Below are 26,961 nucleotides of genomic sequence, written 5' to 3'. Positions count from 1 at the left end.
CATAATTGTTGATACTCTAATGAGTTTTTATGAACGACGGGATGAAGGAAGCGAACGATGCCGGCTGTGGTGGTCAGGAAATTTCTGGTTCAGGTCGAAGAGATATTCCATGAGGGCGGACCCCACGCGGCACGCCCGCTCAAGCGGGGCGCGGTCGTCGCGGTCATCGCCAACCCTTTTGCCGGACGTTATGTCGAAGAGATCACCGGCTTCATGGAAGACCTGAAGCCGCTCGGTCTCGATATGGCTCGGCGCCTGATCGACGCCATTGGTGAAGGCGGCCAGGCTATCGAAGGCTATGGCAAGGGTGCCATAGTCGGTGCCGCCGGCGAGCTTGAACATGGCGCGCTCTGGCACAATCCGGGCGGCTATGCGATGCGCGAACTGCTCGGCAATGCCAAGGCGATCGTGCCTTCGACCAAGAAGGTCGGCGGCCCCGGAACGCGCATCGACATCCCGATCACGCACATAAACGCCTCCTATGTGCGCAGCCATTTCGATGCGATCGAGATCGGCATTGCCGATGCGCCGCGCGGCGACGAAATGGCGGTCATCCTGGCGATGACCACCGGCGCACGCGTTCATGCACGGGTCGGCGGCCTTGCCGCCGCCGACATCAAGGGCGAGGACGGCTTGCGATGAACCCGGAAATCCGCCGTATCATCACCATCGTCGAGGAAACCCGGATCGAAGGCGGGCGACCCGTCGATCCGCCGACGCGGCGTGCCGCAGCCATCGCGGTGATCCGCAACCCCTATGCGGGTACCTACATCGAGGACCTGTCGGCACTGAGCGCCATAGGCGAAGCCTTGGGCGATATCTTGCCCAAGCGCGCCGTCGCTGCTCTGGGCATCGCCGGCGACCGGGTCGAGAGCTTCGGCAAGGCCGCCGCCGTCGGCGCCGATGGCGAGCTCGAACATGCCGCCGCCATCCTTCATCCAAAGCTCGGTGCCCCGTTCCGCGACGTGCTCGGCAAGGGCGCCGCGCTCATTCCTTCATCGAAGAAGCGCGGCGGCCTTGGCGTGCCACTCGATATTCCGCTCGGTCACAAGGATGCGGCGCGGGTGCGCAGCCATTTCGACGGCATGGAGGTTCGCGTGCCCGACGCACCGCGTGCCGACGAGATCGTCGTCGCTATCGCCGTGACCGATTCCGGCAGGCCGCACCCGCGCGTCGGCGGGCTGACCAAGGACAAGATTGTCGGGATTGACGGCGTCGGCTGACCGTCAGGCCGCCAGGACTTCCGGCACCCGCATCGCCGGCGGGGTGTTGCGGCTCCGGCCGGTCCGCACCACGCCGTCGATGACGACCATTCCAATGCCTGGAAGATTGCCCAGCGCCACGCTGTCGAGCAGCCCGTCGCCGGCGCCGCCTATCGCCTTATCCATGAAGATCAGGTCGGCGGCGCGACCGACCTCGATCAAACCGCGATCATCCAGTCCGCGCACACGCGCCGTGTTGCCGCTGGCAAGACAGAACGCCACTTCCGGCGCGATACCACCCAGCGAAGCCAGCATGGTCAGGGTTCGCAGGATGCCGAGCGGCTGCACGCCGGATCCGGCCGGGCTGTCGGTGCCGAGGATGACGCGCGAAAGTTCGCCGCGCTGCCTTGCCAGGTCGAGCACGAACAGTCCGGTGCGCAAATTGCCGTTATGGACGATTTCAAGCGCCCTCGAGCCCTTCTCGCAGATCTGCCGTATTTCCGCGTCGGGCAGGGCGGTTGGCCCGCCATTGACGTGCGCGACGATGTCGGCGTCGACCTCCAGCACGACATCCGCGCCGATGCGGCCGGAGCCGGGCAGGGATGGACCGCCCGTGTGGGTCATCGAGGTCATGCCGTATTTGCGCGCCCAGGCGATCATCTGCCGGCCGGTCGGCCCGTCCTTGACGCCGCCAAGTCCGACCTCGCCGACAAGCGTCACGCCGGCCTCGGCGAGACTGCGGAAGTCTTCCTCGGTAAGGCCGGGTTCCAGGATCGGTGCCCCGGCCAGGATCTTCATGCCGTTCGGACGGAAGTTGGAGAAGGTGCGTTGGGCAGCGATCGCCAGCGCCTTCAGCCCGACAAGGTCGCGCGGTCGGCCCGGCGTGTGGACTTCACCCGCCGAGATCATGGTGGTGACGCCGCCATGCACAGTCGAATCCATCCAGCCGATCTGGTTCTGCCGAGGCGTCCAGTCGCCGGCCACCGGATGGGCGTGGTTATCGATAAGACCCGGCGAGACCGCACAGCCCATCGCATCGATGATCGTCGCCGCGCTGCCGCCATCAATGTCGCCTGCCTTGCCAATGCTGGTGATGCGTCCATCGCTCACGACGATGGTGTCGGCGTCGATGATCGGTTGTGCGAGATCGCCACTCAGCATGAGACCGATATTGCGGACGACGAGCGTGTTGGCAGACGACTGGAGGTCGGACGACATCGGTTCTCACTTTTGCTGTTATGGAAAAAAGGACTGGACGCGGCTTATTTGCCGCTGTCGCCATTCGTTGGGTCGTCGTCGTTGATGCGCTGGAGCAGGCGAAGCAGCGTCGCCTGCTCGGCCGGTGAGAGCGGCGACAGGAACCGCCGCCCGACCTCGACGCTGCGTTCGAGCCGCTCCAGCGTATAGTCGGTCCCTTTGCCGGTCAGCGCGATCATCGTCAGGCGTTGGTCGGTTTCGGAGGCGCTGCGCGTGATCAGCCCGTGTTTGAGCAGTTTGCGCATGACGATGCTTATGGTCGATGGGTCCATCGCCGTCAGCCGGCCGAGATGGTTCTGCGAGACTTCGCCATGCTTGAGGATCGTGGCGAGCGCCGCGAATTGCGTTGGCGAAAGGTCTTCGCCGGCCATGACCTGCTGGAAGCGCAGTGTCGCGCGCTGATGCGCCCGGCGGATGACGTGCGCCGGGTGGCGGTCCAGTTCATAGCCGGTCCCGGCGTATTGCTGCAGCACCTGCTCGCGGCTCGGGGGTGCATCGCCGCTCGGCGTTTTCGGCGTCGCGTCTTTTTCGGATTCAGTCGTCACACCGGACTCCTATCGCCGCTGTCTTGGATGTCGCCGGTTCGGAAAAAGCTCAAGCCGCGACCTCCGCTGGTTGAAGCGACGTCCCGTCGCGGAGGGCTGCGACGACATCAGCCGAATCGCTGACCACGCCGAAATGGGTCGCTATGTCGTAGAGCGAGCTTTCCTGCTCGCGTGGTCCCGTCGCCGCGCAGCAATCGCTTGGCACCACCACCTCATAGCCCTCGAAAAAGGCATCATGGACGGTCGAGCGCACACAGATGTTGGTGACCACGCCGAAGATGATCAACTGATCGGTCTGCATGTCTTTCAGCGTCAGGTCGAGGTCGGTTTGAAAGAAGGCCGAGTAGCGCCGCTTGATCACATGGATCTCATCGTCGCGGGCGCCGAGATCCTCGATGATCTCCGGCCCCCAGCTTCCATCCAGGCAATGCGGTGTGCGCTTCAGCCATTCGCGCTCGCGGCGCATGCCCGGCCGGTGGCTGTCATGGACCCAGATCACCGGCACGCCGGCGGCGCGCGCGGCTTCGATCACGGCCAGTTGCGGCGCTACCAGCGTCTCGTACCCAGGCAGGACCATGGCCCCGCCGGGCTTGCAGAACTCATTGACCATATCGATGACGACAACGGCCGCACGGCGTGGATCGAGGCGCACCGCGTCATCGTGCCGATGTGAGGAAAAACTGTCCACGGACATGGCGAGCTCCTTTGACCGATCGTTGATGCTCATACAAAAAACCCTAGCGGATGCCAAGTCAATCCCGTTCGACGCAAAGCGTGCTGGTCGGCCTTGCGCACCGCGCTCCGACAAGCGTATGCGCTATTTGTCCATCGCGAAATGGCCTTGACAACGCTTGTCAGGCATGTGCTCGATTTGTGTGACCATCAACAATATTCAAGCCGCTTAATTGCGGAGCCGAGGCCGAGATATGAAAACCATCGTCACCGGAGCCAGCGGCCTGCTTGGCCGCCATGTGGCCGAGGCTCTGGTTGCGGCCGGCCACGATGTGCTTGGTGTCGATGCCGTGGTGCCGGGTGAGGTCGCATGGCGCCACGCAACCGCCGATTTGACCGATCTGGGATCGACACTGCAGCTGGTGCGCGATTGCGATGCCGTTGTGCATGTCGCGGCCATTCCGCGGCCGACCGGCCGGGCCGGCGGCGAGGTGTTCAAGACCAACATCGCGACCGCCTACAATGTGGTCGAGGCAGCTGCCATGGCCGGCGCCAGGCGCTTCGTCTATGCCTCGTCCTTCAGCGTTTTCGGCTATCCCTTTTTCGAGAAACCTGTGCGGCCGCCCTATCTGCCGGTCGACTTGAACCATCCGGTCGGCGCGCAGGACCCGTACGGCCTGTCGAAATGGCTGGGCGAGGAAATCGTCGACGCGGCGGTGCGCCGGGGGGCCTTCTCGGCGGTCAGTATCCGCATGCCGTGGATCCAGACGCTGGGTTCTTTTTTCGACGGCGTAGGGCCGCGCCGCGCCACTGCCGACAGTGCCCGCGACCTGTGGGCCTATCTGGATGCGCGCGACGCCGGGCAGGGCTTCCTGCGGGCGCTTGAATGGCAAGGCGACGGCCATCTGCGCGTCCTCCTGAGCGCCGCCGACACATTCATGGAAGAGGAGACCGAAGCGCTCGTGCGCCGGGTCTATCCTGATGTCGCTCTGTCGCGGCCGATCGCCGGCTTCGGCGCCGTTCTGGACACGATCCATGCGCGCGAAACGATCGGCTTCGAACCACAGTATTCATGGCGTTCCTATCCAAAGCCGGAGACCCTGGGATGAAACGGTTCGACCAGAAAAAGGTCCTCGTCACCGGCGGCGCCGGCGCGATCGGCAGCGCAGCGGTGCGGCGTTTCCTTGACGAAGGCGCGCGGGTCGCCATTGTCGACCGCAATGACGCGGCGGCGCGGCAATTGGCCAGCTCCCTCGGCGACGACGCCCTGGCGATCGAGGCTGACGTCACCGATGAAGCGGATGTGCGGCGCGCCGTCGCAACGATCGTCGAGACGTTCGGCGGCCTCGACGTGGTGTTCAACAATGCCGGCATTTCCGGCGTCGTCGCTCCCGTTCACGACCTGCCGGTCGAGGACTGGGATACGACCATCCGCATCAATCTGCGCGGCATCTTCCTCGTGCTGCAGGCGTCGCTTCGGGCGATGATCGAGGCCGGGACCGGTGGCTCGATCGTCAACATGGGCTCGTCCATGGCCGGTTGGGACGTCCTTTTGGGTGGTGCCGGCTATGTCGCTTCCAAACACGGGGTGGTCGGCCTGACGCGGGTCGCAGCGCTCGATGCCGCGCCTTACGGCATACGCGTCAACGCCATCTGCCCCGGCGTGATCGAGACGACGCTTGGCGTACCGGTTTCCGGCGACGGCGAATTCAAGAGCAGCGTCCAGCATTTCGCCGACCGCATTCCGTTGCGCCGCATCGGCCAGCCGGACGATGTCGCGGCCGCCGTGGCTTTCCTGGCCTCCGACGAGGCGAGGCACGTCACAGGCGTGGATTGGCTGATCGACGGCGGCCAGACCTTGCAGAGCTGGGCCAACGCGCCGGCTGGCGGCGCGTTTCCGAAATTTCGCTAAAGTCTTTTCGGCGGCATTGCCTGGATGATCCGAACGGCAAGATCGAGATCGGCGAGCCCGCCCGAAAGCGGCGTGCGCGGCTTCGCGCCGCCATGGACGCAATCGGCGAAATGCAGCCATTCGCGGCGGAACGACGTATCCGGAACGCCAGGCAGAGCGCGTTCGGATGCAGCTTCGCCTGTGGTTTCGCGCAGCCGGACGGTCGCCGAGGCATTGCGGAAATAGGGGTTCTGGAATTCGATCCGGACCTCGTCGCGCTCACCATGCACGTGGATCCACTCGTCCCACCATTCATACTGGGCAAGTGCCATGTCGAAGAGGCAAGGGACGCCGCCATAATCGAGCACGGCCAGCAGCTGGTTGGGACCGGTCTGCTGTGCATGCACGACGCGGTCCGGCGTGCCGAAAGCGCCGCGCATGACGGCAAGGTCGTGGCTGGCGAGGCTGAGCAGTACAAGATAGAGATCGCGATAGCCGGCATGGTCCACACCGAGCGCCGCCTCGATGCGCCGAGCGACCGTTTCGCGTCCCGCCGCTAACACATCGGCCGGCACGTCGGTGACCCTGGTCTGCGTGTAGAGTTGGCCATAACGGTCGAAGCGGCCCGCGAAATCGTGGACATGGATCGACTTCGGCCGGCCGATGGCGGCGATGCGCTCCAGCCCGATCTCATAGCCGGGATCATAGAATTTCATGTAGCCGACAAGGGCGACGAGGCCGCTCCGCTCGGCCTGCTCGACCAGCGGGCGCGCCTCCTGCGGCGTGAAGGCAAGCGGCTTCTCGACGACCAGGTGCTTGCCGGCTCGGATTGCATCGGCGACCATCTCGCCATGATCGTAGGTGCAGATCACGACCGCATCGACATTCGGGTCGGCAAGCAGCGCGCGATGGTCGGTATATCTGGCAGTGACGCCATAATGTTCCGCCACCTTGTCGACCGTGCCGGGAGAGATGTCGCACAAGGCGGCGATGCGAAACGCCGGCAATTCCATGAGATAAGGCAAGTGCATCAACTGGGCGATCTCGCCGCAGCCGATGACGCCAACGCCAATGACGCGATCCTGCATGTCAACCCTTCACGGCGCCGGCTGTCAGGCCGGCGATGAACTGCCGTTGCATGGCGACAAAGACGACGATCACCGGCAGTGTCGTGATCGTCAACGCGGCGAAATAGAGCGTCCAGAGCGAGTCGTATTGCTGGAAGAAGCTGACCAGTCCAAGCGGAATGGTCTGCACTAAAGGGTCGCGCAACAGCAGGAAGGCCAGGAAGAAATCGTTCCAGATCTCGATGAAGCCGAAGATGAGGATCAGCGCCACGCCCGGCCGCACCAGGGGCAGCATGATGTGGATCAGGATCTCGAGCCGGCTGGCGCCATCGATGCGAGCGGCATCTTCGAGGTCGGCCGGCAATGTGATGAAGAAGCTGCGCAGGATGAAGACCGAAAGCGGCAGCGACGTCGCGGCATAGATGAAGGCAATGCCGAGCCGGCTGTTTATCAGGCCGAGATCGCGCGCCACCAGGAACAGCGGAATGGCCATCACCTGCGGCGGCACCAGCATGGCCGCAACTGCGACTGCGACCACAAGACCGCGTCCGGGGAAACGAAGACGCGCCACCGCATAGGCGCACGGCGTCGCGACGGCCACCAGGATGATCAATGCCGAGCCGGTGACGAAGATGCTGTTGACGATGCGCGATCCCATGCCGGCGATCCGCCAGGCATCGGCATAGTTCTGCAGCACCAGGCTCGATGGCGGACCCCAGACATTGCTGAGCATTTCCTGTTTGGTCTTGAGCGAACCGAACAGCACCCAAAGCAGCGGATAAAGGGTCTCGAAGAGCACGAGAATGAGCGCGGCATAGATGCCGCCAAGTTCGAGGATGCCGCGCATGCCGAGGCGCTGCATGAGCCCGCGACGGCGAGAGCCGGCGGCGCCATCATCCAGGGGAAGCGGAGGGTTGGCGGCTGCTCTCATCAGACGTCGAGCCTTTGCCGCCGCATCAGGGCCAGCAGGCCGACGCTGGCCAGCCCGACGATCATGAACAGCACATAGCCGATCGCCGCGGCGTAGCTCATGGCGCCGTCCTGGAAGGCCTTGCTCATCATGTAGGTGAGCACCACTTCGGTGGCGTGGTTCGGACCACCCTTGGTCAGGACATAGACGATGTCGAAGTTGCGCACGAAGGCGCCGGAAAGGCCGAGGATGGTGTTGATGAAGATGATCGGCATCATCATCGGAACGGTGACGTGCCGGAAGCGCTGCAAGGGGCCGGCGCCGTCCATCTTCGCCGATTCATAAAGCTCCGAGGGGATCGTCTGCAGCCCGGCCAGATAGATGACGGCATGGAAGCCGAGCCATTTCCAGACATCGACGACGATGATCGAGTAGAGCGCGATGTCGGCGTCGCCGAGCCATGATCGTTTCAGCCCGGCGAGGCCAATGAGATCGAGCCCGCTGTTGAGCAGGCCGAAGACGGGATTGTAGATCCAGGACCAGAGCAGGCCGACGGCGACGAAGGACATCGTCACCGGGATGAAGGCGGCGGCGCGAAAGAAGGCGCGGCCGAGCAGCGCCCGGTTCAGAAGCAGCGCCAGCCCGAGGCCGAGCACGTTCTTCAGGACGACGACGGCAACGACGAAAATCAGATTATTGCGCAGCGCACCGAGGAAGATGCGATCATGCGCCAGGCGCATGTAGTTGGAAAAGCCTGCCCAGGTCGGGTCGGAAAACCCGTCCCAATTGTGCAGGCTGAGCCAGAAGCCGTTGACGAACGGCCAGAGGTAGAAAAGACCGAAGAGGATCGCGGCGGGCAGGATCATGACGAAGGCCGTAGCCCCGTCCCCGGCATCGAAACGCCAGGTGCCGGATCGGCTCGAAACAGGAGCCGCCTTTTGCGGTCGCGTGCTCACGCGGCCTTCGCGCCTTGCGGGGTCAGCACCAGCCCGAGCGTGTCCCTGACATAGGCGATGCTCTCGAGCGTGCTTTGCTCTGCCGTTTTCCTGGACGCATCCAGCTCGATGATGGCGAGCCCATCGTAGTTTGCATCCAGCAGGACGTCGACGATGCCGGCGAGATCGACGACCCCGGCGCCGAGCTCGCAAAAGGCGCCATAGCGGTCATAGCCCTTCAGCGCCGGATCGACCCTGGTGTCCTTGAAATGCATGTAGCGCACGGCCGAAATGTAGGTCTTTACCGCGTCGACCGGATCGGAATTGGTATGCGCAAGATGCGCCGGATCGATGCACAGGCCGGCCAGATCGGTATCCAGTTCATCCATCATGCGATCGAGCTGGTCGCGGCGCTCGATGAAGGTGTCGAGGTGCGGGTGATAGACCGTCTCGATGCCAAGGTCCTTTGTCCGCCTGCCGATATCCTCGAGCGCCCGGCAAAAGGCGCGGTAGTCGTCGGCCGTGTGCGCCCCGGCAGCGGCTTCCGATGGACCGCCGCCGAGAACCAGCACCGGTGAGCCGAACCCCTTCAACATCCTGGTCAGCGCGACGAGCACATCCCGTTCATAGGGCCAGGCGACGGGGTTGGTGAAGATCGCATTGACGTAGAAGGAGGAGAGCTTGATGCCATACTCGCTCTGGCCTTCCGACAGCAGCGCATAGCGCCGCAAGATGTCGGTGTCGGTGGTCACCCCCATCGGCGCCTGGTTGCCGAGCTGCATGTATTTGCGGGCGTATTGGTCCGACAGGCTGGTGAAGGCGAGGATCTCGAACCAGCCGAAGCCCTGGTCTGCCAGGAACTTGATGGCTGGCCGTAGCGGAAGGCCGGTCAGGTCCCAGCTGTTCAGATGATAACCGATCGAGAAGCGCTGCCGTTCGGCGCGATGTGTCGTCATGTGTTCTCTCCGATGGGCGAGGCTGCCCGAAGCAGGCAGCCTCTGTTTTTCTTGCCTGGCGCATCAGCCCGACCGGATGTGCGCTCGCTTGCAGGCGCTACTTCAGGGCCTCATTTGGGCGGCCAACTGCCCTGGGCCTTGAGGTCGTCGAAAATGGCCTGGATCGATGCGGCGGCATCTTCGGGCGTGGTCGTGCCACCGACGATGCCGGCGATTGCCGAAGACGTGGCGCTCGCGACCTCCGAGGGCCAGATCCAGTCGAGGAACTTGATCGTGTTCGGGAAGGCTTGCTTGCGCAGTTCGACGGCATAGGCATCGTCGACCTGCGGCACGCCCTTGATCGAGGCCGCGATCGGCTGTTCCGGCGCGAGGTAGAGCGTCGCGACCTCGGGCCTTGTCAAATATTCGATGAACTTGACCGCGGCATCGAGCTTCTCGGGCGGGATCGAGGAGGCGACGCACATGCCGTTGTCGGCACCGCCGCCATGGCCAGGCGCGCCCGGCGTTCCGTCCATTTTCGGAAAGGCGAAGACGCCCCATTTGAAGTCCTTGACGCTCGACTGCAGCGACGGGATTTCCCAGGTGCCGCCATAATACATGGCGCTCTTGCCGGCGGCGAAGGCCGCACGCATGCCGTCCTGGTCGACGGAAAGCGAATCCTTGGAAAGGATGCCATCATCGACCCATTGCTTGATCAGCTTGAACCCCTCGACATCGGGCGCGTCGGTGAATTTCGCCGTGCCCTCGAGGTTCTTCTGCGTCTTGCCGACCGGGTCGCCCGAGGCCTGCGAAAAGGTCTCGAAGTACCACATCGGCCACATCACGGTGTTAGAGCCCTGATGCAGCAGAGGGATCACGCCCGCGGTCTTGAACTTCGGCACGGCTGCCTTCAGGTCGTCATAGGTTGGCGGGACAGGAATGGCGAGCTTCTGAAAGAGATCGACATTGTAGAAGATCGTCGATGTCGACAGCGTCGAGATCGGCACGCCGTAGACTTGGCCGTTGACCGTGAAGGCGCCAAGTGCGGCGGCGTCGATCCTGTCCTGGAACGGCTTGATCTTGTCGGTAATCGGCATCACCAGTTTTCGCCTGACATAGGCGCCATTGGTGTAGAAGGCCGGGCAGGCGATCAGATCCATTTCCTGGTTTGCAAGTTTTGCGGTCATCACGCGCTGGATGGAATCGGTTTGCGGCCCCTGGGCATCCCACTCGACCGCGGCGACGTCGGGGTTGGCCTTGAGGAAGCCGTCGATAACCTGCTGCTGGATTTTCTTCTGCTCGTCCGGCGGTTGGCGCGGCGCGAGTTCGTCGAGCGCCGAGCCGCCGAAGATCTTGAGCGTGATCCCTTCGGCGTGGCCGATGCCGGGCACTGTGATCAGGCCGAGGCCTAGCAGTGCGGTGGCAAGGATGGGAGCGGCGGAACGTTGTTTCGGACGATGGGTCACTCTCTGCTGAAGGGGCATCTGGCTCTCCTTTACGCCAATGCCGAGGGGCAACCTCGGGACCAATATCGTTGATGGTCATATGATCTTGGTCGCCTGTTGATGTTTTTGTCAATCGGCAAGAATGCCTATTATTTCATCGATCGCACCGCCCCCCTTTCGTGTTCGGCGTGGCCCGTGCGGTGTTCGATTTGCCTGGGCAGTGATCTGCAAGAAGATCGGCAAACCAATTGTCGGATGCCGGCTGGTCCCGGTAACGGACAAGCCCCAATCTTCGCGATCTACTTCACGCCGATGCCGGCGGTCAGGCCGCCATCGATCTTGTAGTCCGCGCCAGTGCAGAAGCCGGCCTTCGACGAACACAGGAAAGCGATGAGTTCAGCCACTTCCTCCGGCTCGCCGATGCGCCCGATGGGGTGCGCTTCGCCGAAGCGCTTGTAGGCGGCCTCGACATCGGCATCCGTGCCGTTCTCGCCGCGGGCGGCCTTCTCCAGGATCGGGGTGCGGATCGAGCCCGGGCTGACGGAATTGACGCGGATGCCGGAGCGCGCATGGTCGAGGGCCAGGGCACGCGTCAGCGTGTGGATGGCGCCCTTGGTGGTGGCATAGGCGGCGACGTTTTGCTGGCAGGCAAAGCCCTGCACCGAAGCGACGTTGATGATGGCGCCGCCGCCCCTGCGGACCATTTCCGGGATGCCGAAATGCGCTGTCAGATAGATCGACCCGACATTGACCGACATCGCCCTGTTCCAGGTCTCGAAATCGGTGCTGGTCGCGGTTCCGTACGGATGCACCGCCGCCGAATTGACGATGATATCGAGGCCGCCGAACCGCTCGACGCCAGTCGCGACCGCGTCGCGAACCTGATCGGGCACGGAGACGTCGGCGCCTATGACCAGCGCCCCGGCTGCGGAGCTTTCCAGTTCCCATTTCAGCGCAGCGTTGGCCGCGCGGTCGATGCCGCAGGCGACGATCGCAGCACCCCCTGCAGCGAGGCGTCTGGCGGTTGCGAGGCCAATCCCGGTCGTGCCCGTCACCAAAGCCACCTTGCCGTCGAAATCCTTCATTGGGAAAACTCCTTCATTCGCTGTCCGAAACCGTTCCTAGTTTGACACCCATTGTGGTCCAACAATAGGTTGCCGTTCTCTCGCAGAAGGAAGCGGCAATGGAACAGTGCTGGCGCTGGTATGGACCGAACGATCCGGTAACGCTCGATCATGTCAGGCAGGCCGGTGCGACCGGCGTGGTGAGCGCCTTGCACGATATCTACGACGGTCGCGCCTGGCCGCTCGAGAGCATTCTGGAGCGCAAGCGTGTCATCGAGGCCGCCGGCCTGACATGGTCGGTGGTCGAGAGCATTCCGGTCCACAACTCCTTCAAGATCGGCACGCCGGAACGCGAGCGCTACGCCGGCTACTATCGCGACTCAACCCGCGCGCTCGCCAAGGCCGGCATTGCGACGGTCTGCTACAATTTCATGCCGGTGGTCGACTGGACGCGCACGGATCTCGCCTATCGGCTGCCAACGACAGGTTATGCGCTGCGTTTCGACGCGATCGATTTCGCGGCCTACGATTTGTTTGTGCTGAAGCGCGTCAATGCCGAGGCCGGCTATACCCCCGCCCGCATCGCCGAGGCGGAAGCGCGGCTGAAGGAATTGAGCGGCGAGGCGATCGACAGGATCGAGCGCAATCTGATCGCCGGCCTGCCGGCAACCGAGCGCAGTTATAACAGGGACAGTTTTCGCGAGGCCCTGGCGGAATACGACGCGATCGGGCCAGGGGAGCTGCGCGACAACCTTGCCTGGTTCCTGCGCGAGATCATTCCTGTGGCCGAAGAGGAGGGGGTGCGCATGTGTATCCATCCCGACGACCCGCCCTTCTCGCTCTATGGCCTGCCACGCATCGTTTCGACCGCCGAGGATGCGCGTTTCATCCTCAACGCCGTCGACAGCCCCGCCAACGGCCTGACGTTCTGCACCGGCTCTTATGGCACGCGCGCCGACAACGACATCGTCGCCATGGTCAAGGAATTCGCCGACCGCATCCATTTCGCCCATCTGCGCAACATCACCATCGAGGATGACGGCTCGTTCCACGAGGCCGAGCATCTCGAGGGCGGCACGGACATGGCGCATGTGATCCTGGCTCTGATGCAGGAAGAGGCGCGCCGCCGCCGGGAGGGCCGTGCCGACTGGCGTATTCCGATGCGGCCCGACCATGGCCATCTGCTCGCCGACGATATCGGCAAGACCAGGATCAATCCCGGCTATTCGCTGATCGGCCGGCTGAAAGGCCTCGCCGAGCTGCGTGGCATCATGCGCGCCATCGAGCGGTTCGAGCTGGCTTGAGTGGTTCCCTCAATTCGGCTGGCAGGATCTGAAACTATCGCGCCGGTTTTGCACTCCCGCGGTGCTTGTATGCCACATTGATGAGAAACGCCCTGGGCCGCAGTTCGGCGAAGCTGGGCATGGATTGTCCGCATGGCTTGACGACAACCTTGGTGATGCGGCTCGATACTGGCCGCTTCGACACCATCCAGTAATGGATTGTCACAAACACCGCGATCTTTAGGAAAAATCTCCACGCGCGATGCTTTGAATTACACTAAATCCATAGACAAAGATCGATCCCGTGCTGAGCGCGTTTGTCTGGGTTGTCATATGGCAAAATCTCCTATTATTCTCAATGGCTTCACCATGAATGCCGTCTCCCATGTCGCCTACGGCCTTTGGCGTCATCCGGCCGACCAGGCCTATCGACATGCCGAGCTGGACTACTGGATCGAACTTGCCAAAGCACTGGAGGAGGGCGGCTTCGATTGCTTGTTCATCGCCGACGCGCTGGGCCTTCTCGACGTCTATGGCGGTGGATACGACGCCTCGCTGGCAAAGGGCGTGCAGTCCCCCGTCAACGATCCGCTGTTGCTGGTCTCAGCGCTTGCCGGCGCGACAAGCCGGCTGGGTTTCGGCGTCACCGTTTCGACGACCTACGAAAAGCCATATCTGCTGGCGCGCAAATTCACCACGCTCGATCATCTCACCAAGGGGCGGATCGCCTGGAACGTCGTCACCTCGCAGCTCGACAGCGCGGCGCGCAATCTCGGTCTCGACAGGCAGGTGGCGCATGACGAGCGCTACGAGATCGCCGACGAGTTCATGGATGTCGCCTACAAGCTCTGGCAGGGTTCCTGGGAAGACGGTGCCCTGGTGCGTGATCGCGGCAGCGCCGCCAACCCGGACGGTCTCTATACCGATCCGGAAAAGGTCCATCCGATCGGTCATTCCGGTCGCTACTTCAACGTTCCGGGTCCGCATCTCTCGGAGCCCGGTCCGCAGAGGGTGCCGGTGCTGTTCCAGGCGGGCGGTTCGCCGCGCGGCCAGCGCTTTGCCGCTCGTCACGCGGAGGTGGTCTTTGTCGCCGGTGCCGATGTCGATGGCATCCGCCGCAATGTCGCTGAGGTGAAGCGGCTTGCCCGCGATGAAGGCAGGGCTCCAGGCAGCATCAAGTTCATATCCGCGGTCTCGGTGATCACGGATGAAACCGACGCCGCCGCGGCCGCCAAGCTCGCTGACTACAGGTCGCACTACGATGTCGAAGGCGCGCTGGTGCATTATTCGGCAACGACCGGCATCGATTTTTCCAGGCACGATCTCGACCAGCCTATCCGCTACACCGAAACCGATTCCAACCGCTCCCTGCTGCGCATGTTCGACGACCCGTCGTCGGGCCGCCAGTGGACCTTGCGCCAGGCGTTTTCCCCGGAGGGCGGTTTTGGGCGCGGCAAGTCGTTTGTCGGCGGTCCGAAGACCGTTGCGGACGAGCTCGAGCAATGGCTGGAAGCCACCGATACCGACGGCATCAATTTGACGCATGTGGTCAGCCCCGGCAGCTTCATCGATTTCTCCGCCCATGTCGTTCCCGAGTTGCGGCGGCGCGGGCGCATTCGCGAGGATCTCGGTCCCTCGCTGCGCTCCAGGCTCTTCGGGCGTGACAGCCGCCCGCCCGCCGATCATCCGGCGGCGCAACACGCTTTCTCGCAGGGCCGTCAGCCGGAGGCTTTGGTATCATGACCATCCACGCCACCGTTCAGCATGAACAGCGCAGCGATTTCCAAGGCTGGGCCGAGAAGGCCGAGGAGGTCGTGCGCGAACTCAAGCGAACAGCTGCAGCGCGCGATCTGGCCGGGGCCGCCCCGCATGCCGAGATAGACCTTTTGCGTCTGGCCGGCCTGCTGACGATCTATATTCCCAAGCGATTTGGCGGCGGTGGCGCGACGCCGGCCGAAGTGCTCAGGATCGTCCGCATCCTGGCCAGGGGCGATACATCGATAGCCCAGATCGTCATCTACCATCTCTTCGGCACGGCAATCGGATTGGACGGCGACAACAAGTCCCTGATCGAAAGACGGCTTCAAGGCTTTCTCTCCAAGGGCTGGTTTCATGCCGGCATCGCGCAGGCCGCCTATGAGCCGCTTGTCGAGGCGAGGCAGGTGGACGGCGGTTTCGTGCTCAACGGCGCCAAGCCTTTCACCAGTGGTGCGCAGGTGGCCGACACGCTGCAGGTCTGGGTGCGCTTTGCCGGGAGCACGCGGATCGCCGGCACCGATGCCAGCGGTCATATCGGCCAGTTCATCGTCGCCAACCCCACGTCAGGCCTCAGCTTCGGCAATGACTGGGACAATATCGGCCAGAGGCTGACGGTGAGCGGCAGTGCGGCGCTCGAAAATGTCGCCGCATCCGCCGACGATCTGGTCGGGCATTGGCCTGATGATACGGTTCATCCGCCGCATGCCACGCTGCATGTGCCGATCGTTCATGCAGCCTTCGGCGAACTTTATCTCGGCACCGCCCTTGCTGCCCTGGAAGACGCCAGGGATTACATCACCCAACGCGGCAGGCCATGGCTGTCCTCGCCGGCAAAGAAAGCCGCCGAGGACACGCTGGTTGTCGAGCGCTTCGGCCGGCTTTCGATCGCGCTGGCGTCCGCGCAGGCGCTCGCGGACGCCGCCGGCGAGGCCGTGCAGCGCGCCTTCGAGCGCGGTAAGGATCTCACGGCGGAAGAGCGCGGCCGCGCCGCGGCAATCGCCTACCAGTCGAAGGTGCATTCGACCGAGGTCGCCCTAGAAGTGACGTCGCGGATATTCGAGCTCACCGGCGCCCGCTCGACGGCGCGCTCGTTCGGCTTCGACCGCTACTGGCGCAACGTCCGCACCCACAGCCTGCATGATCCCGTCCACTACAAGGTGCTGGAAGTCGGTGACTTCGCGCTTAACGGCCGTGTGCCGCCGCCAACCTACTATTCGTGAGCCGAAGCATGGCAAGTTCCACCCATAAGGCGGTCAAGCCTCTCATCCTCAACGGCTTCGGTATGACCGTGGTCGGTCACGTGTCGGCGGGCCTCTGGCGTCATCCGAGCGACCGCGCCAACACCTACACCAGCCTCGAATACTGGACCTCGCTGGCAAAGCTGCTCGACGACGGCGGCTTCGACGCGCTGTTCCTCGCCGACGCGCTTGGCCACCTCGATGTCTTCCGGGGGACACCGGATGCGTCGCTGCGCACCGCAGCCCAGTCGCCGGTCAACGACCCGCTGCTGCTGGTCTCGGCAATGGCCGCCGCCACCAAGCATCTCGGCTTCGGCATCACCGTGTCGACCACTTACGAGCAGCCCTATCTCCTGGCCCGCAAGTTCACCACGTTGGATCATCTGACCAAGGGCCGCATCGCCTGGAACGTCGTCACCTCGGTTCTGGAATCGGCGGCGAAGAATCTCGGCCTGGAACGCCAGATCGACCATGACGAGCGTTATGATCTGGCGCAGGAATTCCTGGATGTCACCTACAAGCTCTGGGAGGGATCCTGGGAGGACGGGGCGGTCGTGCACGATCGTGAGAAGGGGCTCTACACCGACTCTTCCAAAGTCCATCCGATCGGCCATCTCGGCAAATATTTCTCCGTGCCCGGCGCGCATCTCGCGCAGCCCAGTCCGCAGCGCACGCCGCTTCTGTTCCAGGCGGGAACCTCGCCGCGCGGGCGCGAATTCGCTGCTCGCAACGGCGAGGTGGTGTTCCTCGGCGGCACCAGCACGGCCTCCATCCGCCGCTCGGTCGAGGCGATCCGTGCCCGCGCCGTCGAACTCGGACGGGCGCCGGATGCGATAAAGTTTATCACCGCGGTCACCGTCATCACCGGAGCCACGGACGAAGAGGCCGAGGCCAAGCACAAGGACTATCTATCCTACACCAGTGTCGAAGCGGCCCTGGCGCTGTTTTCGGCATGGACCGGCGTCGACTGGTCGCAATACCCACTCGACCACCCGCTCGAATATATCGAGACAAATGCCGGCCGTTCAGCCCTTGCCAATCTGACGCGGATCGATGCCGACCGGCGCTGGACCGTGGCCGGGATCGCCGAGTATATCGGGCTCGGCGGCATCCATCCCAAGCTGGTCGGCTCACCGCAGAGGATCGCCGACGAGCTCGAACGCATCGCCGATGAATCCGGCGTCGACGGCTTCAACCTGGCCTATGTCGTCAGTCCGGGCACGTTCGAGGACTTCATCGAATTCGTCGTCCCGGAGCTGCGGCGGCGGGGTCGCATCCGGGAACGTGGCGCGCCCGGCACCACGATCCGCGAGCGCTTCCAGGGAGCGGGCCAGCGGCTGCTGCGCGACGACCATCCGGGAACAGCCGCACGCGACCGCTCGAACTGGGGTACCATCGTCGAGGCGGCCGAGTGAGCGGCATCCATCTCCACTGGTATCTGCCGACCAACGGCGACAGCCGGGAAATCGTCGGCTCTGGCGATGATTCCCATCTCGGCAACGGCCCGTCACGATCGCGGTTTCGGGAAGCGAGCCTCGATTATCTCTCGCTGGTCGCCAAGACCGCGGAGACGTTGGGCTTCGAAGCCGTGCTGACGCCGACCGGAACCTGGTGCGAGGATGCCTGGATAGTCACGGCAGCACTGGCGCAGGTCACGACGCGGTTGAAGTTCCTCGTCGCCTTCCGTCCCGGCCTGATCTCGCCGACGCTGGTCGCCCACCAGGCGGCGACCCTTCAGCGCATATCGGGTGGGCGGCTGCTGCTCAACGTCGTCACCGGAGGCGATCCGCTGGAGCAGAAACGCTTCGGCGATCATCTCGGCCACGACCAGCGCTATGAACGCACGGGAGAGTTCCTCGAGATCCTGCGCGGCGTGGTCCTGCCAGCCGGTTCGGGCCGGCGCTTCGATTTCAGGGGAAAGCACTATGACATCGAAGGCGCCCAGATCGATTTCGGCAAATGGCCGCTTCCCGATATCTTCTTCGGTGGCGCAAGTGGTGCTGCGCAAGCGGTCGCCGCGCGCCATGTCGACACCTATCTGGTCTGGGGCGAGAGCCCGGCAACCGAGGCTGCCCGGATAGGCCATGTGCGGGAACTCGCCGCCGCGCAGGGCCGCAAACTAAGCTTCGGCATACGCCTGCATGTCATCAGTCGCGATACCGAGGCGCAGGCCTGGGAGGAGGCCGAGAGGCTGCTGGAGAGACTGACGCCGGAGCGGATCGCGCAGGCGCAGGCAATCCTGGCGCGCACGGAATCGGCCGGCCAGCGCCGGATGAACGCGTTGCATAGCGACAGCGGCACCGCGGCGCTCACCGCGCGCAGCGTGCGCGATCTCGAAATATCGCCGCATCTGTGGGCCGGCTACGGCCTGGTTCGCGGCGGCGCCGGCACCGCGATCGTCGGCAGCCACGAGCAGGTGGCGTCGCTCATCGAGGAGTACCACGCCGTCGGTTTCGACCACTTCATCCTGTCGGGCCAGCCGCATGTCGAGGAAGCCTATCATTTCGCCGAAGGCGCGCTGGCGGTCTTGAAATCGAAAGGGCTGCTCGCAGCCTGAAACATGTGCGGCCTTTGGTGGTCGCGACAATGGAGCATGACGAGAAGACAATGTCGGACATTCAGATCTATCCGGGCCTCAGCGACGCCGAATTCGAGACCTGGGCCGAGAAGGCCCGCGACGTGGCGCGGCAACTCGCGGCAACGGCGCTCGAACGCGACCGGGCAAACAAGGACCCGGTGGAAGAACTGGCGCTGCTGCGCGAAAGCGGCCTGCTCGGCTTGGCTGCGCCACGCGAATTCGGCGGCGCCGGCGCAAACCTCGTCCAGGCGCTCAAGATCAGCCGCATCATCGCGGCCGCCGACGGCTCGATCGGACAACTGATCGCGTATCATTATTCCAACGGTGTCTGGACTTACATTCTCGGCACGCGTCAGCAGTGGGAAAAGACGGCGCGTGGCGTCGGCGCACAAGGCTGGTTCCAGGGCGGCGTCAGCAACCCGCGCGACCAGTGGAACGAGATCGAGCATGTCGGCGACCGCCGCTTCCTGAACGGCAGGCGCACCTTCGCAACCGGCGCCTCGGTGGCCCAAGTCATCACCGTCAGCCTCTGGGACAACGGCAAACGCGCTCACTATCAGATCCCGCCGACGCGCAAGGGCATCAGCTTCGGCGGCGACTGGGACAATCTCGGCCAGAGACTGACGGCGAGCGGCAGTGTCACTTTCGACCGTGTCGAAGTCTTCGAGGATGAGCTGCTCAGCGCCCTCGACGATTATGAGGGCGATGTCGAATTGCGCGACGGCCTGCGCGTCCTGTTCAGCCAGCTCATCTTCATCAATTTCTATCTCGGCATCGCCGAGGGCGCTCTTGCCGCCGCCGCCGATCATGTCCGCCGCTTCGGCCGGCCCTGGCCGGAGTCCGGGCTGGAACGGGCGATCGACGATCCCTACCATCTGGTGCTGTTCGGCCGGCTATCCGCCGGCATTGCGGCGGGCATAGCAATCGCCGACAAGGCCGCGGCGCTTTACGAGGCGGCACTGCATGCCGGAGCGTCGGTGACGGCGCAGCAATGGGGCGAACTCGCAACGATCATCGACCAGGGCAAGATCGTCGCCAACGACGTCGTGCTCGACGTGACGGCGCGCATCTTCGAAGCGACGGGCGCGCGCTCGACGGCCAACAAATATGGCCTCGACATCTATTGGCGCAACGCGCGCACCCATACCGTCCACGATCCGGTCTCCTACCGGGCGCGCGAGGTCGGCACATATCTGCTGGCCGAAACGCTGCCGAGACCGCGAACCTATGCGCAGCCGCCGCAGCCGGAAGCGCACAAGCCTGAAGCCGTGCCCACGCGGAAGGCATCATGATATCGGATGTGCGCCTGCTGACCGGGAAGGCCGAACTCGCGCAGGCCGCACGCACCTTCCGCACGGCCATGGTCGGCCTGCCGCCGCTCGGCCCGATCGACGACGCGCTGATCGACAGACTGTTCGAGCCGGATCGCACCTGGGGCGCCTTCGACGGCGAGACGCTCGTTGGCACAACCGACTCCTATTCGGGACGGATCGCGGTTCCCGGCGGCGCCTGGTTGCCGCAGGCCGCGGTCACCCATGTCGGCGTGCTGCCCACCCATACGCGGCGTGGCGCCGCCACGGCGCTGTTCAAGGCGCAGCTGCGCGCCGCGCGCGAACAGGGCGAGGCGGCGGCCACCTTGCGGGCCTCCGACGCGCGCATCTACGGCAACTTTGGCTATGCGATCGCCAATACTTCTGTCAGCCTGGAAGTCGACACCCAGCGCGCGCGCCTGCGGGCAGGGCTGACGTACTCCGACAAGATTCGGCTGATCGACAGCGACGATGCCTGGGCGATACAGGCGCGCATCTACGCGGGTCAGCCTGTTTCGCGCGCGGGCGTCATCACACGCTCGGCCTATTGGTGGGATTTTCAGGCGTTGCGCCAGACGCACAGCGGCACGCCTAACTACCTCGCCGTTCACGGCGACAAGGGTTCGGAAACCGGGTTCGTGCGCTATCACCCTGTCGGCCTCGACAGCTGGTTCACCAGCTCGGAACGCACCATCGTGGTCGATGATATCGTGGCCTACAGTCCGGCCGCCTATGTCGCGCTCGTCGCACATCTGCTGGCGGTCGACCTGCCGCATCGCATCGTCTTCTGGAGCCGTCCCGCGGACGATCTGCTGCCGTGGCTGTTCGAGGATTTTCGAAGCGTTCGCGTTTCGGCGGCGCGCGACGAAACATGGCTGCGGCTCCTGGACGCTGAAAAGGCTCTAACAGCCCGGTCCTATGCCGGGCAGGGCAGCGTCGTGCTGGAAGTCTCCGATGCCATCCTGCCCGAGAACGCGACCAGGCTGCGCCTCTCGCCAGAAGGAGCCGAGCGCACCAATCTGTCCGCCGCCGTGGTGACGGACGTGGCCGCGGTTTCGGCGGCCTATCTCGGCGGCGTGAAGTGGTGGCAGCTCGCGCAGACGGGGCGCCTCGGCGACTTCGACCGGGCTGCGGTCGAAACGCTCGACACGCTGTTCACGGCGCCGGCCTTGCCTCATTCCGGAACAATGTTTTGACAGGCGGAGCTAATATAAAATGTATTTTGAAAGTGTGTTTGAAAAATGGGTAATTTTATCTCAAAATTATTCTCGCTAAATGCAATGGTATTTTGAAGAATTATTTATAATCGGAGAGAAGTAATGACAACACATGTTGCGCGTAAGTTACTATTGGGAATTGCAGGTGGCATTCTGTCGATTTATGTTCTTGGTTCATCCGCGCAAGCGGAAGATCTGAAACATGGCGGGGTCCTGCGGATTGCTTCGATCCAGTCCGATCTCGATGCGTTCGATCCGCTCACCGGCTACAGCATCGATTCCTGGGAAATCCTGCGCGCAACAACGCGCCAGTTGGTGACCTATCCCGGCTCGCCAGCCGGCCTCAAGGAGGACACCACGCTCGTGCCGGATCTCGCCAAGTCCTGGGACATCAGCGACGACGGCAAGGTCTACACCTTCCATTTGAAGGACGACGTGTTCTTCTCCGGCAGCATCGAGCGCAAGATCGTCGCCAGTGATTTCGTCTATGGCGTCAAGCGCTTCTGCGATCCCAACAAGCAGGTCGCCGCCATCAACTATTTCAACCTCGTGATCTCCGGCTTCGTCGACTATTGCAAGGAATTCGCGAAAGTGCCGACAGGCGATCTCGCTGCGACCAAGGCTTTCACCGACACGCACGAGATTGCCGGCGTCTCGGCTCCCGACGAGCACACGCTGGTCATCAAGTCGGACACCAAGAACTACGACTTCCTCAACATCCTTTCGATGAATTTCGTGTCCCCGGTGGCGCCCGAGATCGCGTCCAAATATTTCCCGGACTCGCTGGAGTCGCGCAAGAACCTGCCGTCCAGCGGCCCTTACTATGTCGACACCTATGAGCAGGGTCAGAAGCTGGTTCTGAAGAAGGCAAAGAATTTCAAGGCGGAGTCCGACCAGGCGCGCAGGGCCTATGCCGATGAGATCGATATCGATTTCACCGCCAACAGCGAGGACAGCGTCGTCCAGAAGATCATCGCCGGTGAGGCTGATCTGTCGCTCTATCTCGACATCCCGCCCATTCCGACGATCCAGCGCTTCCTGTCGCAGAAGAGCCCCGACATCCATGTGACGAACAGTGGATCGGCGAACTTCATCACCTTCAACCAGCGGCCGGAGGTCAAGAGCGACGGGGCCGAGGCGCTGCGCAAGCTGAAGGTCCGGCAGGCGCTGACCTATGCGGTGAACCGCGAACATCTGGCGCAGACCCAGGCTGGCTCGATCGGCGCGGTGCCGCTCACCCAGATCATCACCTCGACCATTCTCGGCTACGAGAAGTTCGACCCGTATCCGACCGAAAGCTACAGGGGTGATCCGGCCAAGGCAAAGGAACTGCTCGCCGAAGCGGGATATCCGAATGGCATTGCGTTCGACGCGATCTACAGGGGCAACGCGCAGTTCGAAGCGATTGCCGTGACGCTGAAGGAGGATCTGGAAGCAGCGGGTATCACGCTCAACCTGATCCCGATCCCGCCGACGCAGTGGTACGCCTTCATCCAGGATCCGAAGAGCCGCTGGGACGTGTCCCTCGGCGGCACATTCTCCCCGGACTGGCAGGGACCGAGCACGCGCATGCTCCTCGGCGGCTGGCTGAATTCGGACGCGGCACCTTGCGGCACCGGCAACGTCCACGCCATCTGCTACAGCAATCCGGAACTCAACAAGCTCGCGGCGCAGGCCTATCCCTCCGACGATCCGGGACCGATCTGGACGAAGGCCGACAAACTCGTCTCCGCCGATCTGCCATGGATCCCGTTGTTCGAGAAGCGCAAGGTCGTGGTCACTTCCGATCGCCTCGCCAACTGGGTGTGGTCGTCGCTGGCCGTGAATGCCGACATCACCAACATAGCCCTCAAGCAGTAGCAAGGCCGGATTGGCAAAAGGAGGCGCGCGTGCCCATCTTCTCTGTCGCCGATCTGCGCGTCGCATTCGGCGCGGTGGAAGTGGTGCATGGCGTCTCGTTTGGAGTCGAGCCAGGCAAGACACTCGCCATCGTCGGCGAATCGGGCTCGGGCAAGAGTGTGTCGCTGCTCGGCGCCACCGGCCTTCTGCCGCCGGCGGCGAGCGTACGCGGCAGCGTCCTGCACAAGGGCGATGAGATACTGGGCCTCGCCGCCGGCGATCTGCGCCGGCGGCGGGGCGCCGACATCGGCTTCATCTTCCAGGACCCGCTCAGCAACCTTCATCCGCTGAAGACCATCGGCCAGCAGATCGCGGAAGCGATCACCGCGCACCGCAAGGTGGGACGCCGGGAGCTGCGTGGGCGCGTTCTCGATCTGCTGGCCGATGTAGGCATTCCCGATCCTGCGGCCCGAGTGAACGACTATCCCAGGCAGTTCTCCGGCGGCATGCGCCAGCGTGTGATGATTGCCGCGGCGATCGCGCTCAATCCCGGCCTCATCATCGCCGACGAGCCGACGACGGCGCTGGACGTGACCGTGCAGGCCTCGATCCTCGACCTGCTGAAGCGAATTCAGCAGGACCACGGCACGGCAATGATCTTCGTCAGCCACGATCTGGCCGTCGTTTCGGACATCGCCGACGATGTCCTGGTGATGCGCGCGGGGCACGTCGTGGAGCAGGCGCCGGCCGAGCTGATCTACAGGGCACCGCGCCAAGCCTACACCAGGGAGCTGCTCGGTGCGGCGCGGCTTGGCGGCCTGGTGGCCCGCGCGGCGCGATCATCGCTACTCCCGGCGCTGCCGTCGATGCCCGATTTGCTCTCCGTCTCGGCAATCGCGCGTTCGTTCGCAGGCCGCTCCGCCGCAGGCGGTCTGATCAGGCCGGTGCTCACGGATATCTCGTTCACCGTCCGCGAAAACGAGATCGTCGGCCTCGTCGGCGAATCCGGTTCCGGCAAGTCGACAATCGGCCGGCTGATCGCCGGGCTCGACCGGCCGGACGAGGGCAGCATCTCCCTGCGGGAGCGTATCTATTCGCGTCCGGGTGTCGGCGGCATCGCCATCGACCGGAAACTCAGGTCGGACATACAGGTCATCTTTCAGGACCCCTATGCGAGCCTCAACCCGCGGCGGCGCATCCGGTCCATTCTGGCGGAACCGTTCATCATCGGCACCAGACTGGACGCCGCGGCGATACGCCGGCGCGTGCAGGATCTGGTGCGCGACGTGGAACTTCCCGACGACGTGCTGGATCGTTACCCGGCCCAGCTTTCAGGTGGCCAGCGGCAGCGTGTCGCCATTGCGCGCGCCATCGCGCTCGAACCCTCGCTGATCGTCGCCGACGAGCCGGTATCGGCACTCGACATCACGACGCAGGCGAAGATCATCAGGCTGCTGCAGACCATTCGCCGGCAGCGAGGCCTGTCGCTGCTCTTCATCTCGCATGATCTCGGCGTCGTGTCGGAACTGTGCGACCGCGTCATCGTGCTGGAGAAGGGCGTCATCGTGGAAGCCGGCGAGACAGGCCGTGTCTTCGGCGCTCCCCGGCATCCCTACACGGTCAGGCTGATAGACGCGATCCCCGGCAAGGTCCTGCGGCGCAACCCGGTTCCCGAGCGGATCGCCGCGCATGCCTGAGATCCGTGCCCTGGCGTCCGTCCAGGACCACGTCCTGCTGGGGCATGGCGAGGTGGTGAATTCCTACAGGTCGCTGCTTCTGCGAGCGCTGCTGCGCGAACGGTCCTTTCGCATCGGCGCGCTGATCATAGGCTTCGTCACCGCCGGTGCGCTGCTGGCGCCAGTGGTCGCATGGCTGCTGGGGCACGGGGTGACGGAGCAGTTCCGCGATACGGCGTTGACCGAGATGGGACTGCCGACTGGCCCCACGTTCGAATTTCCACTTGGCGCCGACGGCAACGGCCGCGACGTGCTGGTCAGAACGCTCTACGGCGCGCGCGTATCGCTGGCCATCGCCATCCCGGCGACCACGCTTGCCATGATCATCGGCACCGCCATTGGCCTCGTCAGCGGATTTCTTGCCGGTCGCGTCGACCGCGTCATTTCGCAGGCGGTGGACGTCGCTTTGTCGTTTCCGTTCATCGTCACCGCGCTCAGCCTCCTGTCGCTGAACCGGGGCGTCGATGGCAAGCCGTTTGTTGCGCCCTCCCTGGTGGTGGTGCTGATCATAACCCTGTTTTCCTGGACCTACTTTGCCCGGCTGACGCGTGGCCTGGTGTTTGTCCTGCGCCGCAGCCCGCTGGTGGAAGCCGCGCAGACGATCGGCGCCTCGAAGACCAGGATCATCATGCGCGAGATCCTGCCCAACATCGCGCCGGTCATCCTGGTCTACTGGGCGGTACAACTGCCGACCAACATCATCGCCGAAGCGACGCTCTCCTTCCTCGGCGTCGGCGTGCAGGCGCCGCAGCCGAGCTGGGGCAATATGATCGCCGAGGCGCAGCGCTCATCCCTCTACCAGTTGCAGCCATGGTTCCTGCTCGGACCCGGCATCGCGCTGTTTCTGACCGTGGCCGGCTTCAACACGCTGAGCGCTGGCCTGCGCAACGTCCTCGACCCCCATCGCCGCAGCGGGTGACGCCATGATCCGGCACACAGGCGGGCTGATCTTCCGGGCACTCTCGACGCTGCTGATCGTGCTGGTGATCGCGTTCTTCATCACCCGCATAGCCTATCGCAATCCGGCCGCGATGCTGGCGCCGCGCAACGCCAGCCAGCAGGCGATCGATGCCATAGCACACGCGCTGCGGCTCAACGAGCCATGGTATCTGCAGTTGTGGTACTATCTCTACCGCGGCCCCGACATCCAGGGCGCGCCGATGGGGATCGCTCACTGGCCGCCGGCGCTGGGCTACTCCTTCCGCAAGCAGACACCGGTGACAGACCTCATCCTGTCCAAGGTGCCGGTGACGCTTTCGCTCGCCCTTGGTGCCGTCGTCATTTGGATGACGCTGTCGATCCTGCTTGGCGTGATTGCCGCGCGCCGGCAGGGCTCCTGGCTGGACAGGCTGATATCGGGCTTCGCCTATGCGAGCCTGTCGGTGCCGACGTTCCTCTCCGGCATCCTGATCTCCTATTTCCTGTTCTTCCAGCTCTCCAACCATGGGGTCTTCTGGTTTCCAAGCAGCGGTTATGTGCCGCTGACGAAAGATCCGTTCGAATGGGCCCGGCATCTGGCCCTGCCGTGGCTGACGCTGGCACTTGCCGAGATCGGCATTTTCCAGCAGCTGATCCGCGCAAGCATGCTTGAGGTTCTGGGCGAGGACTACATAAGGACGGCGCGCGCCAAGGGTGTTCCGGAATGGCGGGTCTATTACGATCATGCGTTGAAGGCCGCGCTCAATCCGGTGATCACGCTGGGTGGCCTGGAGCTTGCCGTCATCATGGGTGGGGCGATCGTCACGGAGACGATCTTCGGATTGGACGGCGTCGGCCGGCTGGCGATCAACTCGGCGCTTGAAGGCGATTTTCCGGTCGTCATCGGGACGACGATCTTCGCCGCGGCATCGTTCGTGTTCTGCACCTTCGCCGTCGACATCACAACCAGATGGCGCGACCCGGCGAGCCTGTCGTGACCGCCCGCCATCAGGCAATTCGCTCTCATTTCAGCACGGATATTGGGAAAAATATTCGCTCTGGCTGACATCGATGAAGCATGTTCCCTTATCATAATCACCTTTGTCTATAATCTTACTACACAAATAGCACCGCAATTCGCAAGCAGATCGGCCGCGTCAT

At 63.7% G+C, this 26,961-nt stretch carries 24 protein-coding genes; 15 read left to right on the top strand and 9 right to left on the bottom strand.

Going from position 1 to position 26,961, the window contains the following annotated elements; translation table 11 throughout:
- Positions 1 to 57: 57 nt before the first annotated feature.
- Together NKH97_RS05805 and NKH97_RS05800 are read left to right on the top strand one after the other, a co-directional pair.
- Complete coding sequence (locus NKH97_RS05805) at positions 58 to 642, top strand: amino acid synthesis family protein (protein ID WP_023809103.1); 585 nt, start codon at positions 58 to 60, stop codon at positions 640 to 642.
- Positions 639 to 1,223 carry an amino acid synthesis family protein gene (locus NKH97_RS05800; RefSeq protein WP_352440747.1) on the top strand — a complete coding sequence of 195 codons (585 nt, stop codon included), beginning with the start codon at positions 639 to 641 and terminating at the stop codon, positions 1,221 to 1,223. Before NKH97_RS05805 ends, NKH97_RS05800 begins: the two co-directional genes overlap by 4 nt.
- 3 nt (positions 1,224 to 1,226) lie before the next feature.
- Here NKH97_RS05800 and NKH97_RS05795 read toward each other — a convergent pair whose 3' ends face one another.
- From NKH97_RS05795 to NKH97_RS05785, 3 genes are read right to left on the bottom strand one after another with little or no spacing between them, the layout of a single operon-like run.
- Positions 1,227 to 2,420 carry an amidohydrolase family protein gene (locus NKH97_RS05795; protein WP_352795700.1) on the bottom strand — a complete coding sequence of 398 codons (1,194 nt, stop codon included), beginning with the start codon at positions 2,418 to 2,420 and terminating at the stop codon, positions 1,227 to 1,229.
- A gap of 44 nt (positions 2,421 to 2,464) precedes the next feature.
- A complete protein-coding gene (locus tag NKH97_RS05790) occupies positions 2,465 to 3,004 on the bottom strand; it encodes a MarR family winged helix-turn-helix transcriptional regulator (protein ID WP_352440745.1) in 540 nt (179 codons plus the stop codon).
- 49 nt (positions 3,005 to 3,053) lie between these two features.
- Positions 3,054 to 3,698, bottom strand: coding sequence for a cysteine hydrolase family protein (locus NKH97_RS05785; protein WP_127319596.1), 645 nt, complete (start codon positions 3,696 to 3,698; stop codon positions 3,054 to 3,056).
- A 232-nt stretch (positions 3,699 to 3,930) separates the two neighbouring features.
- On the opposite strand from NKH97_RS05785, the gene NKH97_RS05780 reads away from it, so the two are divergent.
- Positions 3,931 to 4,785: an NAD-dependent epimerase/dehydratase family protein gene (locus NKH97_RS05780; protein WP_352440744.1), complete on the top strand. Its 855-nt coding sequence runs from the start codon at positions 3,931 to 3,933 to the stop codon at positions 4,783 to 4,785.
- Entirely contained in the window at positions 4,782 to 5,588 is an 807-nt protein-coding gene (locus NKH97_RS05775; protein ID WP_352440743.1) for an SDR family NAD(P)-dependent oxidoreductase, read from the top strand. The genes NKH97_RS05780 and NKH97_RS05775 overlap by 4 nt, the downstream gene beginning before the upstream one ends.
- Here NKH97_RS05775 and NKH97_RS05770 read toward each other — a convergent pair.
- From NKH97_RS05770 to NKH97_RS05745, 6 genes are all read right to left on the bottom strand, one after another.
- Positions 5,585 to 6,655: a Gfo/Idh/MocA family oxidoreductase gene (locus tag NKH97_RS05770; RefSeq protein ID WP_352795697.1), complete on the bottom strand. Its 1,071-nt coding sequence runs from the start codon at positions 6,653 to 6,655 to the stop codon at positions 5,585 to 5,587. The two genes, NKH97_RS05775 and NKH97_RS05770, sit on opposite strands and share 4 nt — an antisense overlap.
- Before the next feature lies 1 nt (position 6,656).
- Positions 6,657 to 7,565 carry a carbohydrate ABC transporter permease gene (locus NKH97_RS05765; RefSeq protein WP_352440741.1) on the bottom strand — a complete coding sequence of 303 codons (909 nt, stop codon included), beginning with the start codon at positions 7,563 to 7,565 and terminating at the stop codon, positions 6,657 to 6,659.
- Positions 7,565 to 8,500, bottom strand: coding sequence for a carbohydrate ABC transporter permease (locus tag NKH97_RS05760; protein WP_352440740.1), 936 nt, complete (start codon positions 8,498 to 8,500; stop codon positions 7,565 to 7,567). The genes NKH97_RS05765 and NKH97_RS05760 overlap by 1 nt, the downstream gene beginning before the upstream one ends.
- Positions 8,497 to 9,435, bottom strand: coding sequence for a sugar phosphate isomerase/epimerase family protein (locus NKH97_RS05755; RefSeq protein WP_352440739.1), 939 nt, complete (start codon positions 9,433 to 9,435; stop codon positions 8,497 to 8,499). Before NKH97_RS05755 ends, NKH97_RS05760 begins: the two co-directional genes overlap by 4 nt.
- 110 nt (positions 9,436 to 9,545) lie before the next feature.
- Positions 9,546 to 10,898 (bottom strand): ABC transporter substrate-binding protein, encoded by a 1,353-nt coding sequence (locus NKH97_RS05750; protein WP_352440738.1) that lies wholly within the window; start codon positions 10,896 to 10,898, stop codon positions 9,546 to 9,548.
- A 260-nt stretch (positions 10,899 to 11,158) separates the two neighbouring features.
- Positions 11,159 to 11,944, bottom strand: coding sequence for an SDR family NAD(P)-dependent oxidoreductase (locus NKH97_RS05745; protein ID WP_128302613.1), 786 nt, complete (start codon positions 11,942 to 11,944; stop codon positions 11,159 to 11,161).
- Positions 11,945 to 12,042: 98 nt separating this feature from the next.
- Here NKH97_RS05745 and uxuA point away from each other — a divergent pair, with 98 nt between their 5' ends.
- The 11 genes from uxuA (at position 12,043) to NKH97_RS05690 (ending at position 26,798) form a co-directional block, all read left to right on the top strand.
- Entirely contained in the window at positions 12,043 to 13,227 is a 1,185-nt protein-coding gene (gene uxuA, locus NKH97_RS05740; protein WP_352795694.1) for a mannonate dehydratase, read from the top strand.
- 312 nt (positions 13,228 to 13,539) lie between these two features.
- Positions 13,540 to 14,949 carry an LLM class flavin-dependent oxidoreductase gene (locus NKH97_RS05735; RefSeq protein ID WP_352793742.1) on the top strand — a complete coding sequence of 470 codons (1,410 nt, stop codon included), beginning with the start codon at positions 13,540 to 13,542 and terminating at the stop codon, positions 14,947 to 14,949.
- Positions 14,946 to 16,184, top strand: coding sequence for an acyl-CoA dehydrogenase family protein (locus NKH97_RS05730; RefSeq protein ID WP_128302610.1), 1,239 nt, complete (start codon positions 14,946 to 14,948; stop codon positions 16,182 to 16,184). Before NKH97_RS05735 ends, NKH97_RS05730 begins: the two co-directional genes overlap by 4 nt.
- Before the next feature lie 8 nt (positions 16,185 to 16,192).
- On the top strand, positions 16,193 to 17,617 hold the full coding sequence (locus NKH97_RS05725; protein ID WP_128302609.1) for an LLM class flavin-dependent oxidoreductase: 1,425 nt from the start codon (positions 16,193 to 16,195) through the stop codon (positions 17,615 to 17,617).
- On the top strand, positions 17,614 to 18,759 hold the full coding sequence (locus tag NKH97_RS05720; protein WP_164892822.1) for an LLM class flavin-dependent oxidoreductase: 1,146 nt from the start codon (positions 17,614 to 17,616) through the stop codon (positions 18,757 to 18,759). The genes NKH97_RS05725 and NKH97_RS05720 overlap by 4 nt, the downstream gene beginning before the upstream one ends.
- A 50-nt stretch (positions 18,760 to 18,809) precedes the next feature.
- Positions 18,810 to 20,072 carry an acyl-CoA dehydrogenase family protein gene (locus tag NKH97_RS05715; RefSeq protein ID WP_206637988.1) on the top strand — a complete coding sequence of 421 codons (1,263 nt, stop codon included), beginning with the start codon at positions 18,810 to 18,812 and terminating at the stop codon, positions 20,070 to 20,072.
- Positions 20,069 to 21,286: a GNAT family N-acetyltransferase gene (locus NKH97_RS05710; RefSeq protein WP_352795690.1), complete on the top strand. Its 1,218-nt coding sequence runs from the start codon at positions 20,069 to 20,071 to the stop codon at positions 21,284 to 21,286. The genes NKH97_RS05715 and NKH97_RS05710 overlap by 4 nt, the downstream gene beginning before the upstream one ends.
- Before the next feature lie 123 nt (positions 21,287 to 21,409).
- Positions 21,410 to 23,167, top strand: coding sequence for an ABC transporter substrate-binding protein (locus tag NKH97_RS05705; RefSeq protein WP_128302607.1), 1,758 nt, complete (start codon positions 21,410 to 21,412; stop codon positions 23,165 to 23,167).
- Positions 23,168 to 23,196: 29 nt separating this feature from the next.
- Positions 23,197 to 24,843, top strand: a complete 1,647-nt coding sequence (locus NKH97_RS05700) for a dipeptide ABC transporter ATP-binding protein (RefSeq protein ID WP_352795688.1) — start codon at positions 23,197 to 23,199, stop codon at positions 24,841 to 24,843.
- Positions 24,836 to 25,801 carry an ABC transporter permease gene (locus NKH97_RS05695; protein WP_127292888.1) on the top strand — a complete coding sequence of 322 codons (966 nt, stop codon included), beginning with the start codon at positions 24,836 to 24,838 and terminating at the stop codon, positions 25,799 to 25,801. The genes NKH97_RS05700 and NKH97_RS05695 overlap by 8 nt, the downstream gene beginning before the upstream one ends.
- 4 nt (positions 25,802 to 25,805) lie before the next feature.
- Positions 25,806 to 26,798, top strand: a complete 993-nt coding sequence (locus tag NKH97_RS05690; protein ID WP_023809084.1) for an ABC transporter permease — start codon at positions 25,806 to 25,808, stop codon at positions 26,796 to 26,798.
- Positions 26,799 to 26,961: the final 163 nt, after the last annotated feature.

Origin of the sequence: Mesorhizobium sp. M0870, assembly GCF_040319775.1 — a bacterium.
In the GTDB taxonomy this organism is placed as follows: Bacteria; Pseudomonadota; Alphaproteobacteria; order Rhizobiales; family Rhizobiaceae; genus Mesorhizobium.
This window is presented reverse-complemented; position numbering and strand designations above follow the sequence as displayed.